At 44.3% G+C, this 18091-nt stretch carries 16 protein-coding genes and 2 tRNA genes; 4 read left to right on the forward strand and 14 right to left on the reverse strand.

What is annotated here, in order from left to right:
• Positions 1-186: 186 nt before the first annotated feature.
• Together DW793_RS08535 and DW793_RS08540 are read left to right on the forward strand one after the other, a co-directional pair.
• Positions 187-279: transfer RNA gene (locus DW793_RS08535), tRNA-Ser, on the forward strand.
• Between the two features lie 88 nt (positions 280-367).
• The gene (locus DW793_RS08540) at positions 368-856 is read left to right on the forward strand and encodes an NUDIX hydrolase (protein ID WP_117856663.1); all 489 of its coding nucleotides are present in this window, start codon (positions 368-370) and stop codon (positions 854-856) included.
• Between the two features lie 253 nt (positions 857-1109).
• On the opposite strand, the gene DW793_RS08545 is transcribed toward DW793_RS08540, so the two are convergent.
• From DW793_RS08545 to DW793_RS08550, 3 genes are read right to left on the reverse strand one after another with little or no spacing between them, the layout of a single operon-like run.
• Complete coding sequence (locus DW793_RS08545; RefSeq protein ID WP_117894220.1) at positions 1110-1964, reverse strand: amino acid ABC transporter substrate-binding protein; 855 nt, start codon at positions 1962-1964, stop codon at positions 1110-1112.
• Complete coding sequence (locus DW793_RS15400; protein ID WP_181979662.1) at positions 1945-2097, reverse strand: hypothetical protein; 153 nt, start codon at positions 2095-2097, stop codon at positions 1945-1947. Before DW793_RS15400 ends, DW793_RS08545 begins: the two co-directional genes overlap by 20 nt.
• A gap of 26 nt (positions 2098-2123) precedes the next feature.
• Positions 2124-2681 carry a CYTH domain-containing protein gene (locus tag DW793_RS08550; protein WP_118157631.1) on the reverse strand — a complete coding sequence of 186 codons (558 nt, stop codon included), beginning with the start codon at positions 2679-2681 and terminating at the stop codon, positions 2124-2126.
• 128 nt (positions 2682-2809) lie between these two features.
• Here DW793_RS08550 and DW793_RS08555 point away from each other — a divergent pair, with 128 nt between their 5' ends.
• A complete protein-coding gene (locus DW793_RS08555) occupies positions 2810-3700 on the forward strand; it encodes a tRNA lysidine(34) synthetase (RefSeq protein WP_118157632.1) in 891 nt (296 codons plus the stop codon).
• A gap of 76 nt (positions 3701-3776) precedes the next feature.
• Positions 3777-3852 (forward strand) — tRNA-Thr (locus tag DW793_RS08560).
• Positions 3853-4172: 320 nt separating this feature from the next.
• Here the strand turns inward: DW793_RS08560 and DW793_RS08565 are convergent.
• The 11 genes from DW793_RS08565 to DW793_RS08610 all read right to left on the reverse strand — a co-directional run bounded on the left by DW793_RS08565 (position 4173) and on the right by DW793_RS08610 (position 18070).
• Entirely contained in the window at positions 4173-5657 is a 1485-nt protein-coding gene (locus DW793_RS08565; RefSeq protein ID WP_118157633.1) for a glutamate synthase subunit beta, read from the reverse strand.
• 77 nt (positions 5658-5734) lie between these two features.
• Positions 5735-10276 carry a glutamate synthase large subunit gene (gene gltB, locus DW793_RS08570; RefSeq protein WP_181988326.1) on the reverse strand — a complete coding sequence of 1514 codons (4542 nt, stop codon included), beginning with the start codon at positions 10274-10276 and terminating at the stop codon, positions 5735-5737.
• Positions 10277-10642: 366 nt separating this feature from the next.
• Positions 10643-11152, reverse strand: coding sequence for a M15 family metallopeptidase (locus DW793_RS08575; RefSeq protein ID WP_252969781.1), 510 nt, complete (start codon positions 11150-11152; stop codon positions 10643-10645).
• Positions 11149-11280, reverse strand: coding sequence for a hypothetical protein (locus DW793_RS15660; RefSeq protein ID WP_290126980.1), 132 nt, complete (start codon positions 11278-11280; stop codon positions 11149-11151). Before DW793_RS15660 ends, DW793_RS08575 begins: the two co-directional genes overlap by 4 nt.
• 53 nt (positions 11281-11333) lie before the next feature.
• Entirely contained in the window at positions 11334-12884 is a 1551-nt protein-coding gene (locus DW793_RS08580) for a L,D-transpeptidase family protein (RefSeq protein ID WP_118157635.1), read from the reverse strand.
• Positions 12885-13105: 221 nt separating this feature from the next.
• A complete protein-coding gene (locus DW793_RS08585; protein WP_118157636.1) occupies positions 13106-14302 on the reverse strand; it encodes a transglutaminase-like domain-containing protein in 1197 nt (398 codons plus the stop codon).
• A 544-nt stretch (positions 14303-14846) separates the two neighbouring features.
• On the reverse strand, positions 14847-15017 hold the full coding sequence (locus DW793_RS08590) for a DUF362 domain-containing protein (protein ID WP_117878416.1): 171 nt from the start codon (positions 15015-15017) through the stop codon (positions 14847-14849).
• A 155-nt stretch (positions 15018-15172) separates the two neighbouring features.
• On the reverse strand, positions 15173-15607 hold the full coding sequence (locus DW793_RS08595; protein WP_022287478.1) for an ACT domain-containing protein: 435 nt from the start codon (positions 15605-15607) through the stop codon (positions 15173-15175).
• Between the two features lie 18 nt (positions 15608-15625).
• Positions 15626-16933: a phenylacetate--CoA ligase family protein gene (locus tag DW793_RS08600; protein ID WP_118157637.1), complete on the reverse strand. Its 1308-nt coding sequence runs from the start codon at positions 16931-16933 to the stop codon at positions 15626-15628.
• A gap of 64 nt (positions 16934-16997) precedes the next feature.
• On the reverse strand, positions 16998-17495 hold the full coding sequence (locus tag DW793_RS08605; RefSeq protein WP_118157638.1) for an HD domain-containing protein: 498 nt from the start codon (positions 17493-17495) through the stop codon (positions 16998-17000).
• Positions 17495-18070 carry an indolepyruvate oxidoreductase subunit beta gene (locus tag DW793_RS08610; RefSeq protein ID WP_022287481.1) on the reverse strand — a complete coding sequence of 192 codons (576 nt, stop codon included), beginning with the start codon at positions 18068-18070 and terminating at the stop codon, positions 17495-17497. The genes DW793_RS08605 and DW793_RS08610 overlap by 1 nt, the downstream gene beginning before the upstream one ends.
• Between the last annotated feature and the right edge of the window lie 21 nt (positions 18071-18091).

An 18091-nucleotide genomic window follows, 5' to 3' on the forward strand; every position in this document is an offset into this window, starting at 1 on the left:
AAATAAAAACTTTCAAAAATATTGTTAATAAATAAAAACATCACAGAGAGATTCTTTTTTTACACGGTAATATCGAGCAAGAAAAGAACAAAAAAAGTTTCAAAAATGTCTTGACAAGTAAAAGATCATATGGTATAATATTAAAGTCGCTTAGATAGTGTGACACATATAAAAAAATGATAAACTGGAGAAGTCGCCTAGCCCGGTTTATGGCGCACGACTGGAACTCGTGTATGGGTTAATAGCTCATCGAGGGTTCGAATCCCTCCTTCTCCGCCATAAGTCCACCGTAATTTTGATAGAATTGCGGTGAATTTTTATGCTATAATGAGTTAGACAAATCGGAATTTATGGAGAAAAATGAAGTATGGAACTGTGGGACGCTTATGATAGAGATTTCAAAAAGATTCAAGGTGTAACTCTGGTTCGAGGAGAGGCAATTCCGGAAGGTTTTTTTCATTTGGTCTGTGAAATAATCGTTAGACATATAGATGGAAGTTATCTCATCATGCAAAGGGATAAAAGAAAGCATTTGGGCGGAATGTGGGAGGCTACAGCGGGTGGTTCTGCTTTACAAGGTGAAGCCCCTGTAACCTGTGCCGCTAGAGAACTTCATGAAGAAACGGGAATTACCTCCGATAATTTAGTGGAAATAGGAAGGGTGCTCCACCACAACCATAAATCGTTTTATGTGGAGTATCTTTGCATTACGGATATAGATAAGGATAGTATCGTTTTGCAAGAAGGAGAAACATCTAATTATAAATGGATTACGGCTGATAGATTGCTAAAACTGTCCAGGGATGAGTTGGCAACGCAGCGTATTCTAAATTTCATTGAAGAACTTAATTTATAAATTCTGGTTTGACGTGGAGTGGCAGTGGAGTTGTCAAAAACAATGCACCCCCTCAAATCGAGAACTGCACCCCCCTCTGAACCGAAGTTGCACCCCCTTTGATGGTTTCTATCAAAATTACGGTTCTTTGCCAAAAAATCTCGTAAACACGTTGTTTGCGAGACTTTTTATTTTCTAAAGATATGACACGCAAAAAACTTCATAAAGCAAAAAATCGGACAGCCCGAAGACTGTCCGATTGAATGTTTTGTGATTATTCTATGGTCGTGATGTCGCTTCCGAACCAAGTTGTTGATATCTCAGCAAGCTTGCCGTCCTGCTTCATTTCGTGAAGGATCTCCTCGATCTTGTCGCAAAGTGCCTGATCACCAAGTCTGAAGCCGATAGCGTACTCCTCTGGGTCAAGGCCGTCAGGAAGCACCTTGTAATCCTTGCCTGATGTGGATATCTCGTAGTTTGCAACTACTGAGTCAAGGAACGCTGCGTCTACCATGTTAAGCTCCAACTGCTGGAGAGCTTCAACATTTGTTGCAAGCTCTGTTGTTGTCGCACCATTTGCTACAACGTCAGATGCAAGAAGTGTTTCCTGTGCTGTTGAGCCGTTCTGCACGGCAATGTTCTTGCCTGCAAGATCAGCCTGTGAAGCAACGTCGCTTGAGCCGTTTACAACGAACACCATTTCATTCTTCATGTAAGGCTCGCTCATGAGCATTACTTTCTTTCTCTCATCGCTGACAGAAAGGCCGTTCCAGATACAATCTATTGTGCCTGCATTAAGGTCCTGCTCCTTTGTATCCCAGTTTACAGAGTAAGTTTCAAGCTCTACACCAAGTCTTGAGCAAACTTCCTTTGCAACGTCGATATCAAAGCCTACGATGTTGTCGTTCTCGTCTGTGTAGCCCATTGGCTTGAATGTTGGGTCAAGACCAAGCACAAGCTTGCCTGAATCAAGAACCTTCTGAAGTGAGTTATCCTCGCCTGTTGCAGCGGCTGTGCTGTTTGCACCTGCTGATGATGAAGAATCAGATGTGCTTCCGCAGCCTACAGCCAAAAGCATCATGGCAGCAGCGGAAAGTGATGCGATAGTCTTAAAAATAGATCTTTTCATTATTAACTTCCTTTCGGGTATCGTCAAAATACCATTTCATACGTTTTAACACTTTAATATAATAACATATTATAACGTCACTGTCAATTATCATTATTGCCCAAACCTTTGCAGGCTGTGGGTGCTTTTTCATAGAAAATGACCGCAGATAGGCGAAAATCAGCACTTACCAAGCTTTTTCGCTCTTTCCATAAATCTTGCATACTTGCCTATTACCGCTTCTCCCTGTGTGATACCTGCATTTTTCAGTATCTCCAAAGGCTTTTCGGGATAGTCGGCTGTGTATTCAAGCTCCAACTCATAGTCTGTCAAGCCGAGATATTCGCTTTTGTCAAGGCATATCTCAACATGGTCGAAATCGGTGCAAAGCTTGCGCTGAGTATACAAAGAACCTGCAAGGTCAGCGGCAGGGAAATCTCTTCCCACAAGCTGTGAAAGCTCCTGTGCGGTGAGCTTTTCAGGCAGGCTGTCAAGCTGTTGTTCATACTCTTTTTTCACATGAAGCGCACCGTTTTCGGATATAGGTGCTTTAAGCTGCAAAAAATATTTTTCGCCTATCTGCCTGACACGGATACTTGTCATGCCTGAATCTCTTTGCGGGATATAATAAAAATTGGTCTGCTCTATTATTTTGTTCCACTGAAAAAGCTTTTCGGCGGTCTTGTACTGCTCCTGTGTGAGAGAAATTTTTATCTCACGCTCTATATTTTCGCTCATGATATCCTCCTGCTTTAATACTTTATTATATTATAACAATATCACAATACAATGTCAACATGAATATGGTTGACAAAATCCCATAAAAATAGTAGAATTTAAGTATATGATTTTAAGGAGAGTTTGAGATGTCAAGAATATTTACGCCACAGCAGAAGATAGAGCGGAGCATCGTTACTGATTTTCGCAGAGATATATGGAACAAGTTCGTAATGGGATATGAGCGTTACGATATGATAAAGCCGGGGGACAAAATAGCGGTGTGCATATCAGGCGGCAAGGACTCAATGCTTCTTGCTAAGTGTATGCAGCATTTGCAGAAATATCAGGGCATGGACATAGGGCTAGAATTTATTGTAATGAACCCCGGTTACAGCGACGCAAACAGGCAGAGGATAATCGACAATGTAAAGCTTATGGGCATACCCATAAAGATGTTTGAGACGAAAGTTTTTGACATTGCATACAACACAAAACGGAACCCATGCTATCTTTGTGCAAGAATGAGGCGTGGCTGGCTTTACAAATTTGCGCAGGATCTTGGTTGCAACAAGATAGCTTTGGGACATCATTTTGATGATGTTATAGAAACCATACTCATGAGCATGGTCTATGGAGGACAGATTCAGACTATGATGCCGAAGCTACACTCGAGGAACTACGCAGGCATGGAGCTTATCAGACCACTGTACATGGTGAAAGAGGCGGACATTATCCGCTGGGTGGAGCAGAACGATCTGCATTTTATCCGCTGTGCCTGCCGTTTCACTGAGAGCTACGAGGGGTTAGAGAAAAAGGGTGAGGTATCAAAGCGACAGGAAATGAAGGAGCTTATAGCAAAGTTTCGTGCCACCAATCCCAACATCGAAAACAATATTTTCAAGAGCGTTTATAACGTCAATCTGCGCACTGTGATACAATACGAATACAAGGGCAAGAAGTACAATTTTATGGACACATATGATGATTACGACCCAAGCGTTCAGGCAGATGACGTTGATGATGAAGGGATAGAGTAAAACAGAGCAAAAAAATTGAGAAAAGGTCTTGACAAAGCGGCAGAGATAGTGTATAATATATTACTGTAATTGGTTTGCTGCTATGGCTCAGTAGGTAGAGCACGTCCTTGGTAAGGACGAGGTCACCGGTTCAAGCCCGGTTAGCAGCTCCAGCAGGTGCTTGCACCTGCACCCAAATCCGCTATCATTTATGGTAGCGGATTTTTTTATCACCGCCCATGGGTACGATACGCTGGGAAAGGTACGATGTTCACCGTGACGGGCATCTTCCACCACGGCTTTTTTATGTAACAAACCAAGACACCGCTCCTATACTTTGCGCATAAATCGTACAAAGCAGGACGTGTCCCTGCACCCAAATCCGCTATCATTTATGGTAGCGGATTTTTTTGTCGCCGCCCATGGGTACGATACCCTACACACAAAAAACACCGCCCGAACTCCTCGGACGGTGTTATCTTTTTATCTCGTATTACAGATTTGTATACTCCATAAGGCTCTTATCCACCTCACGAGCAACATCTCTGCCCTCTCTGATAGCCCATACTACAAGTGACTGTCCTCTGCGCACGTCGCCTGCGGCAAAGACGTTCTTCACGTTCGTCTGATGTTTGCCGTCGGCTGTTGCGATGTTCGTTCTGCCGTCTACCTCAACGCCAAAAGCCTTTGTGAGATAGCTTTCAGATCCCAGAAAGCCTGCCGCAATAAGAACAAGCTCGGTTTCTACCTTGTATTCGCTGCCCTCAACAGGCTTCATCATCGTTCTGCCTGACTTAGGGTCTTTCTCAGGGCTGAGCTTTACAAGCACTGCACCCTTAAGATTGCCCTTTTTGTCTTTGAGAAACTCCTTTACAGTCGTCTGATAAACTCTCGGGTCATGGCCGAACACACCGATAGCTTCCTCCTGACCGTAATCTGTCTTGCAGACCATTGGCCACTGCGGCCATGGGTTGTTCTCGGCTCTCGTGTCAGGAAGCTTTGGCATCATTTCAAGCTGCAAAACGCTCTTTGCACCGTGTCTTACGCTTGTACCAACGCAGTCATTTCCCGTATCTCCGCCGCCTATTACCATGACGTTCTTGCCCTTTGCGGAAATGTGGTTTTTATCCGTAAGACCGCCGTTCAGCAGTGCCTTAGTTGTGGATTTCAGAAAATCCACTGCAAAATAGATACCCTTTGCATCTCTGCCCTCGGCTTTGATATCTCTAGGGTTTGAAGCACCACAACAAAGTATCACTCTGTCGAAGTCCTTGAGAAGCTCAGCCGCTGTGATATCCTTGCCAACATTAACGCCTGTGCGGAACTCGATACCCTCTTCTTTCATTATGTTTATCTTGCGCTCGATAATCTGCTTTTCAAGCTTCATGTTCGGTATGCCGTACATAAGCAGACCGCCCACTCTGTCCTCACGCTCGAAAACTGTTACACTGTGACCTCTCTGATTGAGCTGGTCAGCGGCAGCAAGACCTGACGGGCCTGAGCCTATAACAGCGATAGTCTTTCCTGTTCTTACCTTTGGCACTCTTGCTGAAGCATATCCGCAGGCATAGGCATTTTCAATAATGCCGTATTCGTTAGCCTTTGTGGTAACAGCGTCGCCATTAGCTCCGCAGGTGCAGGCTTTTTCGCAAAGTGCAGGACAAACTCTTGATGTGAACTCAGGAAAATTGTTCGTCATATGAAGTCTGTAATATGCCTGCTCCCAGTTGCCCTTGTATATAAGGTCGTTCCATTCAGGGATAAGATTGTTAAGCGGACAGCCTGAAAATGCGTTGCCTATCTTCATTCCTGCCTGACAGAACGGCACACCGCAGTCCATACATCTTGCACCCTGCTTCTGCTGCTCCTCCTTTGAAAGAGGAGTGTGAAATTCATTAAAATTCTTTATACGTTCCTCAACGGAGAACGCTGCTGCGTCCTCACGCTTATAGTCCATAAAACCAGTTGGCTTTCCCATATCTCAACTATACTTGCTTTCACGGCAAGTATATCCTCCTTTCGATTTTAAAAGTACAATATCTCATGTGCGCAGGCTTACTGCTTGCCGTTGATGATCTGATAGAATGCTTCTATCTGCGCCTGATCGCTACTCATGCCCTTTTCTTCCATTGAAGCTATAGCAGACATCATCTTCTTGTAATCGTGAGGGATTATCTTCTTGAACTTAGGCAGATATTCCTCAAAGTTATCAAGAATACGCTTGCCCTTTTCAGAGCCTGTTGCGTCAACGTGCTGCTGGATAAGGTCTTTGAGCTGAATTATATCGTACTTCTCCTTGACCTCAGAGAAAAGTACCATTTCCTTGTTGAGTCTTGTGTAAAGGTGTCTGTCCTCGTCAAGAACGTAAGCTACACCGCCCGACATACCTGCCGCAAAGTTTTTGCCCGTCTTGCCGATAACTACCACACAGCCGCCTGTCATATACTCACAGCCGTGGTCGCCAACGCCCTCGACAACTGCCACTGCGCCTGAGTTTCTTACGCAGAAACGCTCGCCTGCAACACCGTCGATGAACGCCTTACCGCTTGTTGCGCCGTAAAGTGCAACGTTACCGATAATGATATTATCCTCGGCTTTGAAAGTGGAATCCTTTGGAGGATAAACAACGAGCTTACCGCCTGAAAGTCCCTTGCCGAAATAATCGTTAGAGTCGCCCACAAGCTCGAGGGTCAAGCCGTTCGGGATAAATGCGCCGAAGCTCTGTCCGCCTGAGCCGTTGCAGACTATCTTGTATGTATCGTCAGCAAGTGTGTTATAATACTTTCTTGTTATCTCTGAGCCGAAGATAGTACCGAATGAACGGTCTGTATTCTTGACATTTACTGTGATAGACTTCTTCTCACCGCTGCTCAGATTTTTCTCGAACTCCTTCATGAGTACCTTTTCATCAAGAGTGTTTTCAAGCTTGAAGTCATACTTGGATTTCTTGTTGTATTCTACCTTTTCTGAAACGTAATCAGAGTTGATGATATTAGAAAGGTCAACTTGTGCCGCAGTGCCTGTGATACCAGCCTTTGGCTTGATAAGGTCAATTCTTCCCACAAGCTCGTCAACTGTTCTTACGCCAAGCTTTGACATATATTCTCTAAGCTCAGAAGCCACGAATATCATAAAGTTCATTACATATTCAGGCTTGCCGGGGAACTTCTTTCTAAGCTCCGGGTTCTGTGTTGCAACACCAAATGGGCAAGTATCAAGATTACATACTCTCATCATTGCACAGCCGAGTGTTATCAGCGGAGCTGTTGCAAAGCCGAACTCCTCTGCGCCAAGGATCGCTGCGATAACAACATCACGGCCTGTCATGAGCTTTCCGTCTGTTTCGATAACGACCTTGTTTCTAAGACCGTTCTTGATAAGGGTCTGATGTGCTTCTGCAAGTCCAAGCTCCCATGGAAGTCCTGCATTGTAGATAGAGTTTCTCGGAGCCGCACCTGTACCGCCGTCATAGCCTGAGATAAGGATAACACCTGCGCCTGCCTTTGCAACGCCTGCCGCAACTGTACCAACACCGCACTCAGAAACGAGCTTTACAGAAATTCTTGCGTTCTTGTTTGCGTTTTTCAGGTCATAGATAAGCTGAGCCAAGTCCTCGATAGAGTAGATATCGTGGTGTGGCGGGGGTGAGATAAGCGACACGCCAGGTGTGGAGTGTCTTGTTTTAGCTATCCATGGATAAACCTTTTTGCCAGGGAGATGACCGCCCTCGCCAGGCTTTGCGCCCTGTGCCATTTTTATCTGTATCTCATCAGCAGATGTGAGGTATCTTGAAGTTACACCGAAACGTCCCGAAGCCACCTGCTTGATAGCTGAACATCTGTCCTCAGAAGTACCCTTTGTGAGAAGTCTGTCTAGGCTCTCACCGCCCTCGCCTGAGTTTGACTTGCCGTGAAGTCTGTTCATTGCGACAGCAAGTGCTTCATGAGCTTCCTGCGAGATAGAGCCGTAGGACATAGCGCCCGTCTTAAATCTTCTTACAATAGAGTCAACGCTCTCAACTTCCTCCAGCGGAACAGGATTTTCAGCAAAGTTGAAATCCATAAGACCTCTGATGTTCACAGGGTCCATTTCCTCAGAGATAAGCTTTGAATACTTCTTGTATGTTTCATAGTCGCCAGTCCTTGCAGCCTGCTGGAGCAGATAGATAGACTGAGGATTGTAGAGATGCTCCTCCTTGCCGCTTCTGAACTTGTGGCTTCCTCTTGATTCAAGCTCTGTGTCTGTGCCAAGTCCAAGAGGGTCAAAGGCTGATGTATGAAGTCTGTCAACATTTTTCTCAATGTCAGATATTGTGATACCGCCTATCCTGCTGACAGTACCTGTGAAATACTTGTTTATAACGTCCTGACCGATACCGATAGCCTCGAATATCTGTGAGCCTTGATATGACTGTATAGTAGAGATACCCATTTTTGAAGCTATCTTTACTATACCATGGAGAACAGCCGCATTATAATCGTCAACAGCGGCATAGTAATCCTTGTCGAGAAGGTCGTCAGCAATAAGCTCGTGGATAGTTTCCTGAGCAAGATAAGGGTTGATAGCGGAAGCACCGTAGCCCAACAGAGTTGCAAAGTGATGAACTTCTCTAGGCTCGCCGCTTTCGAGGATAATAGCAAGAGATGTTCTCTTCTTTGTAACAACAAGGTGCTGATGAAGCGCTGATACTGCAAGCAGCGATGGGATAGCAAGGTGGTTCTCGTCAACTCCCCTGTCTGAAAGGATAAGGATATTTGCTCCCTCGCTGAACGCCTTGTCTGCTTCTATATAAAGTCTGTTTATAGCCTTTTCAAGTCTTGTGTTCTTATAATAAAGTATAGGGATAACAGCTACCTTAAAGCCGGGAATGTGCATATTCTTTATTTTAAGTATATCTGTTGAGGTAAGGATAGGGTCATGTATCTTCATTACCTTGCAATTTTCAGGCTTTTCTTCAAGAATGTTGCCGTCCTCACCAATATAGACAGTTGTGGAGGTAACTATTTCCTCTCTGATAGCGTCTATAGGCGGATTTGTTACCTGTGCAAAGAGCTGTTTGAAGTAGTTGAACAGCGGCTGAGGCTCTTTTGAAAGCACCGCAAGCGGGCTGTCTGTACCCATAGCGGCAATAGACTCAGAGCCGTTCTTTGCCATTGGCAGGATAGATGTCATAACGTCCTCATAGGTATAGCCAAAAGCTTTCTGAAGTCTTTGTCTTTCCTCGTAGCCGTGTTCCTCTACCTTGATGTTTGGTATCTTAAGGTCTTTAAGTCTGACAAGGTTGCTGTCAAGCCACTCGCCGTAAGGCTGCTTTGAAGCATAGTATTCCTTAAGCTCGTCATCGTCGATAACTCTGCCCTGAACAGTATCAACAAGAAGCATTTTGCCCGGGCGAAGTCTTTCCTTTTCAACGATATTGTCTGACGGGATAGGAAGTGCGCCAACCTCAGATGAAAGGATAAGATTGCCGTCCTTTGTGATATAATATCTTGACGGACGCAGACCGTTTCTGTCAAGCACTGCACCCATGATATCTCCGTCAGAGAAAAGGATAGAAGCAGGTCCGTCCCATGGCTCCATCATAGTTGCGTAATACTGATAGAAGTCTTTCTTAGCCTGACTCATCGTGCCGTTGTTATCCCATGGCTCAGGGATCGTTATCATGACAGCCAGCGGCAGATCCATTCCACTCATGACCAAAAATTCAAGTGTGTTGTCGAGCATTGCAGAGTCAGAGCCTTCTGTGTTTACAACAGGTGTGACCTTATCAAGGTCGCCCTTCAAATGCTCAGACTTCATCGTTTCCTCACGGGCGAGCATTTTATCAGCATTGCCTCTGATAGTGTTTATCTCACCGTTGTGAACGATCATTCTGTTAGGATGAGCTCTCTGCCAGCTTGGGTTTGTGTTGGTAGAAAATCTTGAATGTACCATAGCGATAGCAGACTCGTAGTCCTTATCCTGAAGGTCAGGGAAGAACTTTCTGAGATCCTGCACCAAGAACATTCCTTTATATACTATAGTTCTGCTTGAAAGTGATACAACGTAGGTGTCCTCGTTTGACTGCTCGAACACACGTCTTGCAACATACAGCTTGCGGTCAAAGTCAAGACCCTTTTTAACGCCCTTTGGACGCTTGATGAAGCACTGCATTATCGCAGGCATACACTGGGCAGCTCTCTTGCCAAGCACCTCAGGCTTTGCAGGAACGACTCTCCAACCAAGGATCTCCAGGCCCTCTTTTTCAGCGATTATCTCAAACATCTTCTTTGCCTGATTTCTCGCAAGCTCGTTCTGTGGGAAGAAGAACATACCAACAGCATAATCTCTCTCCTCGCCAAGCGTGATTCCAAGCTCAGCGGCGGCGATCTTCTTAAAGAATTTATGTGAGATCTGAAGCAGGATACCTACTCCGTCACCTGTTTTGCCCTCTGCGTCCTTACCAGCACGATGCTCTAGCGTTTCAACGATAGTCAGCGCATTTGCAACAGTATCGTGGCTCTTTTTGCCCTTAATGTTCACAACAGCACCTATTCCGCAGTTATCATGCTCGAATTTCGGTGAATACAGGCTTTTTACATTAGTCATATCCTCCATGCGTTCCATTTTTATCACCCTTTCCTGCCAAACTGTAAAAAAATTATAGCTTATCGTTCAGCAACGTATGTTATTTCACGGCTCATAGCCGATTTTTAGCTGTTTTTAACAAAAAATTTGCAGGAAGAAATTAAAATCCTGCAATCCTGCATAAGTGCAAACAAACTCAAAGTGTGGTTTTTCACACAAATGCAAGAAAATAGCCTTTTGCCGTCTTTTTTGACGGCTTAATCATTATAACACACATTACAGCAAAATGCAAGAGCGAATGATAAAACTTGCATAAAATCATTATTAATTTTCAGTTAATCGGTATACATATATAACTTATAATTTCATATCGCTTTCCTGGGTAAATCTTGCAAACTAACGTAACAACGCTCTTTTCAGCTTATTTACAGCCATTTTCAGTGGAGAATCGTACTCTTTGTAAAAATGCTGATAATCCTTAGAATTGTTCCAGTCACCACCCCATTTCCAGCCGTGACGCCTGAAAATGCAATAGCAAAGGTCTGTTCTGTCAATCTTGTGATCAAAAGCCTTGTCACGGTCTGCATACTCTGCAGCATTGGCAGGCATGACCTTATCCCCCACTATATAAGGATTGATAAGAGGGTTTATGTCTATCGCCCTGCCGTAGCTGTGAGCCGAGATAGTGTTGGTACCAGCCACCACCCTATAGTTGAAGGCAGAGGAATTGTTATCCGCCATTGACCTTTCATCATCAGCGTCATACTCGTCAACGAGCCTGATTTTTTCTATCTCATAACCGCCCTCGAAAAGCTCATAGAAGATATCCAGAACCTCCTGCGCAAGCTTTCTCGCCACGATAAGCTCCCCCGACTGCACCTTATGCTCAAAGTCATAATATCTCACACGCAGATAGGCAAGGTCGCCAGCTTCACATAGGGATTTTCCTTATAGGAAACGCCTTTGATACGCTCTATCACCTCATTTGGAAGCTCCTCAGCCGTAAAGCCCTCTCTGTATAATATCTTTTCCATAAAAAACACTCCTTACAAAAAGCGGTCAAGGCATGATACCTTGACCGTCCTTATTATTTATCCGCAGACTTGTAGTACATAACAACAGGCGTACCGTAAGGCACGTTGTCATAAACATATTTGGCGTCGTCATAGCTCATATTTATACAGCCATGAGAGCCGTTGTATTTGTATATCTCACCGCCGAAATATCCGCCTCGCCACGTTGAATCGTGAAGACCTATTCCGCAGAGAGAAACGTTGTTCCAGAAGTTGCACTTTGTATCCCACTCGTCGCCGTCGGCATTTGTGTCTTTCATACGCTTGTTGGTCTCTTTTGACCAAAGCTTATAAACACCAGGGAGAGTTGTTCTCGCCTTAGATGTGGTCTGACCTGAAACTATATAGGTATCGAGCTTTTTCTTGCCCTTTTCATAATACCACAAGTGCTGGTCGGTAAGGTCTATCTCAATATAAGTGTCGCCTATATCATCGTCCTTGCTTCTCGCAGACTCAACGCCTGTAAAGTCATAATAACCGGTACTGTAATAGATAGGGTCTACCTTGTCAACGCTCTCGCCCTTTTCAAGCATATCCACAAGATCGTCACAAGTCTTTTCCTGATCTATCCACCAGCCGTATTTAGCATCAGAGCTTGTCGGCACGATTATGTCGCCCTGCAAAGTTGCGTGGAATTTTCTCTTAGTATTATATGTATCATACTTCTTTGCGAGCTTTTCCACATACTCCATGGCTTTCTTTCTGTCCACAGTGTAGCTTCCGTCATCTTTGAGCTTTATAATCTTCATAAGCTCCTCGCCCGTGAGAGTTTCTGTGGTGTAGTCAAAATCGTATGTGACAGAAAGCTGGAAAACGTCATTTCGTTTCTTGCAATCGTCCTCAAGGTCTGCGCTCTTCACCTTTGGAAGAGAATAACAACCTGTGTCCTTGTCAAGCTCAACGCTAAGCTCACCTGCCGCCACGCTTTGCGTAACATAAGCTTCAAGCTTTTTCATATCGGTTATCTTGTTTCCCTGCACCTCAGGGGTGATAACATAAGCCGTCTTATCCTCGTTAAGACCAAGCTTTGCATCGGCAGTTTCAACATCGCCCCAGTTTGCTTTCTCCACAAGCTTCTGAAGCTTCTCAACATCAAATGTGATGTCCTCATTAAAACTATAGGTGGAGTTCTGTATAAATCCAGAGAACCATGTTTTTCTGTTCACGCTGTCATAGATCTTCTGAAGCTCGTCCTTGCCGCTTAGTCTGTAATCAAAATCAGCCGTCTTGAAAACAACAGGCGTGCCGTCAATAGTTTTGACCGTAAGTTCATAAGGCATATCGTTCACCCCGAGCAGGTCGCAAGCCTGTTCAAATGTCTTTCCGCCCACGTCAATGCCATTCACTGTTGTGCCGCTCAGAAATCTGTTGCTATAGTAAGCTCTTCCAATGAAATATCCTCCGCCCACAACTATCACGATAGCCGCTGCCGCAGTGCCGCAGATAATGCCGATATTGTTGCGTTTTTTCTTTCTTTTCTTACTCTTTGACGAACCTTTAGCAGAGCTGTTTTTCTTCACAGATGCCGCAGTCTTTTTCTTTATTGTTGTGGAATTTTCCGTCATCAATTATCCTCCTGTACAAAATGACGTTCGGCATTTGCCGACAATGTATCAAGAATAATTATATCATGCTTTTTTCCTTTTGTCTATAGGATAGGCTGAAAAATTTGTCACAAAAAGAGTGCCGGATATTATTATTTAATGTACAAATAAACGTACTGCAAACAAACCACACGCAAACACAGTAAAAAAATATCGGGCAGATAACTCCACCCGATACAATATCAGTCTTTTATATACTTGTTCTTGACCTCGCTGTAGGTCTTGCAGAAGCGGTCATGGGAGATATACGCTCCCCAGCTCATGTTATCGTCCACCTGAGGGTCCATAACATATACCTGACCGTTTATCGTTACCTCCACCCACATATGATAGCCGTAACCGCCTGCCGCCATAGCGGTCTTGCCGTCAACAGTCTTTGCGTCAAAGCCTATGTAGTTAAGCATTGCGGCGTAAACATAAGAATACTCTGTGCAAGTGCCGTAACCGTCCTCAAGAACAGCCTTGACAGGATTTGCCCAGCCGCCGTAATCATAGACCGTGTTCTTTATAAGGTAGTCGTAACAAGCCACAGCCTTTTCGTAGTTTGTCATATCGTCTGATATTATCTTATCGAGATATTTCAGAAGTATCTTTTCTTCCTTTGCGCTGAGCGTCGCCTTTGGATCAAGCACTGCAGAATTAAGTCGCTGTGCAGGGGTCTTGCCGTTATCGGCAACAGGCACAGTGGTTGTAGTTGTAACAGGCTTTTTAGTTGTTGTCACCTTAGCGGTGGTAGTCTTTTTCTTGGTAGTAGTCACCGCAGGCGTTGTGGTCGTAACAGGGGCAGTTGTTGTCTTTGCAGTGGTAGTAGTTTTGGCAGTAGTAGTTTTCGCTGTTGTAGTCTTTTTTGTAGCCTTTGAGGCAACAGTATCGCTGTCAGTAGTGCTGACAGGGGCGGAAGTAACAGCAGAAACCTTTGTTTCAGACTTTGAAGCCTGCTGAGTTTTATTTGTCACAAGGCTTACTGATATGCTAAGCTTTGTGTCAGCGGAAGTCACGCTCTGCACTGCGGTCACTGACGCTGGCTTCTGTGCTGTAATAGAAGTTGTAACGCTGTCTGACATCAAAGTTGTTTTGGCAGTTGACTTAGTTGTTTCACTTTTGGCAGTTTTTACAGCCTTTACAGCCTCGGTCTGAGAATTTTTCGCAGTTTCCTTGATGGCTGATGTTGTAAGAACAGTTGTGATATCCCCTATCTGCTCAGATGTTTCCTTGTCAGAAACAGCAGAAATGACCTTTGCATTTTCAGGCGGCATGACCGCACATGGCTGGATAACGTTTTTATCAAGTGTCGCAAAAGTCACAGCAGATACTGTCACAACTCCGCAGGCAGAAAGCACAGCCACACAACGGGATATCCCCGACTTCAAATAACCCAATTCAGAACGCTCCTTTCAAATGTGATAAACTACACCATATTATAATGAATAAGGTTACAAAAGTCAAGGGGCATTGTAATCAAATTGTAATTTTCAAGCCGCTTTTTCGCTCGTTTATGAAGTTTATATGAACGTCAGGTTACAACCATTGTACATTTTATATCCCAGGAACGACAATAAGGGTTCTATTTTTATCACTTTTAACAAATTTCGCAAAACTTTTATTAATAATACCGAAAAACGGACACCTGCGTTACAAAAGCCCATTTTTTCCACGATATTTTACATATCTATCCACAAAATCACCCACGCAAAAAAAGAACGCTGACACAAGCCAGCGTTCCCTTTTTGAAGTATATGAAGTATATATGGAGAAAAAAGTATATGTGTAAATTTCATCTTTTTTTGTCTTTCTCTTATTGTGTTTATATTATACTCCGCCAATGTGACAGTTTTATGATAACGTGCTGAAAACTAATACACAAAAAACAAGTGCAAAAAAACGCCTGCCATATGACAGACGTTTTCTCTTAGTTTAAGTAAATTACTCAGCCTGAGGTGCTCCTACAGGGCAAGTACCTGCACAAGAACCGCAGTCGATGCACTCGTCAGCGTTAATAACACACTTACCATCAGCCTCGGAGATAGCTCCTACTGGACATGCGTCCATGCAAGCGCCGCAGCCGATGCACTCATCACTAATCTTATAAGCCATTTTCACAGACCTCCTTGCATAAATTCTACAAGTATCATATCAAATACTATACTTATATAATAACACATTTTCTGAAAAAATCAAGAGGTTTTCGGCATTTCATAAAAATTTCACATAGATTTTAAGTGATTTTTCAGTTAGTATTTACTAATCAGCTAGATGCTTGCCAATTCCTGCTGTGAGATAAGTGCAAATCCTGCTTCACTCAAAGCTTCCAGAGCGGCTGTAACGTTCTCTACTCTAAGGATAAGATAAGCCGTGTTTTCCTTAGTGTTTATGAATGCAGAATACATATACTCAACGCTGATGTTGTCATTGTAGAGAGCTTTCATTGCTTCTGAAAGTCCGCCTGGGCGGTCATTTATCTCCACTGCAAGCACCTGAGTGGTGGTAACGGAAAAGCCCTCTGTTTTCAAGGCTGAAACTGCTTTTTCAAAATCGTCAACGATAAGTCTGAGAATACCGAAATCCTTTGTGTCAGCAAGGGACATTGCACGGATATTCACATCATTATCCCCAAGTATTTTTGTAACGGCAGACAATCTGCCAGGTCTGTTTTCAATAAAAACCGAAAGCTGTTTTACTGTCATAAAATTACCCCCTGTCTTTTAGACAAGCTTTCTCTTGTCGATAACTCTAACTGCCTTGCCCTCAGAACGTGGAATGCTCTTTGGCTCAACAAGTCTTATCTTCGCCTTGATGCCAAGGATATTATGGATATCGTTGGATATCTTCTTTTCAAGATCCTCGATAGACTTGACAGTATCAGAGAACATATCGTCATTAAGCTCGACTCTTATCTCGAAAGTATCAGAATTGTTCACCCTGTCAACGACTATCTGATAGTTAGGGCTTGCCTTTGATATCTTAAGAAGCACTGACTCTATCTGCGATGGGAACACGTTTACGCCCTTAATGATGAGCATATCGTCGCTTCTGCCCATTGGCTTGCACATTTTGACGAGAGTTCTGCCACATGAGCATTTCTCTCTTGTAAGAATACAAATATCTCTTGTTCTGTATCTCAGCAGAGGGAAAGCTTCCTTTGTGATACTTGTGAATACAAGCTCGCCCTTTGAGCCTTCAGGAAGCACCTCGCCTGTGTCAGGGTCGATTATCTCTGCGATAAAGTTGTCCTCATTGATGTGCATACCAGACTGTGCTTCGCACTCGAAAGCTACGCCTGGACCGCTTGTTTCTGTCAGACCATAGATATCGTAAGCCTTGATACCAAGAAGCTTCTCTATCTCATGACGCATTTCCTCCGTCCAAGGCTCAGCACCGAAGATACCAGCTTTGAGCGTAAGCTCCTCCGGCTTTATGCCCATTTCCTTTACAGTTTCACCTATATAAGCGGCATATGACGGAGTACAGCAAAGGATAGTCGAACCAAGGTCCTGCATGAACTGTATCTGTCTTTCTGTGTTTCCTGATGACATCGGCAGAGTAAGGCAGCCCACCTTATGAGAGCCGCCGTTAAGACCTGCTCCCCCTGTAAAAAGTCCATAGCCATATGCAATGTGGCAAACATCGTCTTTTGTTCCGCCTGCGGCAACTATAGCTCTTGCACAGCAATTTTCCCAAATGTCTATATCATGCTGAGTGTAGAAAGCCACAACTCTCTTGCCTGTGGTTCCGCTTGTGGAATGTATTCTGACGCACTCTGAAAGCGGCTTTGCAAGCAGACCATAAGGATAAGCCTCACGCAGGTCAGCCTTTGAAATGAACGGCAGCTTGTGCAGGTCCTCAATGCCGTGGATATCATCAGGCGTTACGCCCTTTTCTTCCATAAGCTTCTTGTAGTATGGCACATTGTCCCAGACGTGCTTGACCTGTTTGACAAGTCTTTCGCTCTGGAGCTTTTTCATGTCCTCGTGCGCCATGCACTCGATCTCTTCGTTCCAATATTTTCCCATTGGAACACACCTCCTGTTAAAATGGTTTCGGTCATATTACTCGGGTATCAACTTTGCACAAGTATCATACGCCGTACATTTCTTCAAGCATCTTAATGCCTGTTTTCGTTTTGAACACCTTGTCACGGAAGCTTTTTATGCTCTCTTTGGAAAGGCTGTCCTCGAAAGCGTTCACAAGGAAATCTGCTTCCAAGAGTATCTGCCAGTCAAGCCCTTGGGCGCCCTCATAGGTGTGATGATGTGCAATAAGAAAGCACACCCTGTCTATGATATCCTCGTCAAAGTCAAGCTCTGTGAGCATTTTCCGTGCAGGCTCAGGACCTAACTGTTCCTGAAGCTTTCCGCCGCAGTGACCCTTGCCGTATCTCTCCTCCGCAGGCTTTATGCCTATATCATGCACCACCGACGCAACGTCAAGACAGTACATAGTGCGGATATCAAGCCCCTCTGCCCTGCCGATAACACGGGCAAAGGTATGCACCTTTATAAAGTGCTGTATACGCTTAGGGTCGCCGCTGAAAAACTCGGTCATTTTTATGATAAGACCGCTTATCTCGTCCATTATTTTACCTCTCTGCCGAGAGCGAACGCTTTTTTATTCAGTTCAAGGAACTTTGCAGGAACACAGTTTTCAAGAGCCTTCTGCCAAACGTCCTCGTCAAAAGCCATTTTAGTTGACACAACGCCCATGAGAACAACGTTTGAAGCCTTTGCAGTACCAGCCTGCTCTGCAAGTGCCAGTGCGTCAACAGCGATAACGTCAACGCCCTCTGCTTTAAGCTTGCCTATGATATCCTCAGGATAAACAGCCGCACCTGTGATAACAGGCATTGGGTCTATCTGCTGAGTTGAAGTGATGATATGTCCGCCCTTCTTGAGATATGAAACATATCTTGCGGCTTCAAGCTGTTCAAAGCTGATGATGATATCAGCTTCGCCTTTTTCAACTACAGGCGAGCATACCTCGCTGCCGTACTTAACGTATGTAACAACAGAGCCGCCACGCTGGCTCATTCCGTGTACCTCGCTGACCTTGACATCAAAGCCCTGTGAGAGAAGCACGTTTCCTATTATTCTTGACGCAAGCAGAGAGCCCTGTCCGCCTACGCCCACTATCATAATTGATCTTGTTTTCATTATTTACACCTCGAAATATAT

The sequence above is a fragment of the Ruminococcus sp. AM31-15AC genome (genome assembly GCF_003462045.1).
Lineage (GTDB): Bacteria > Bacillota > Clostridia > Oscillospirales > Ruminococcaceae > Hominimerdicola > Hominimerdicola aceti.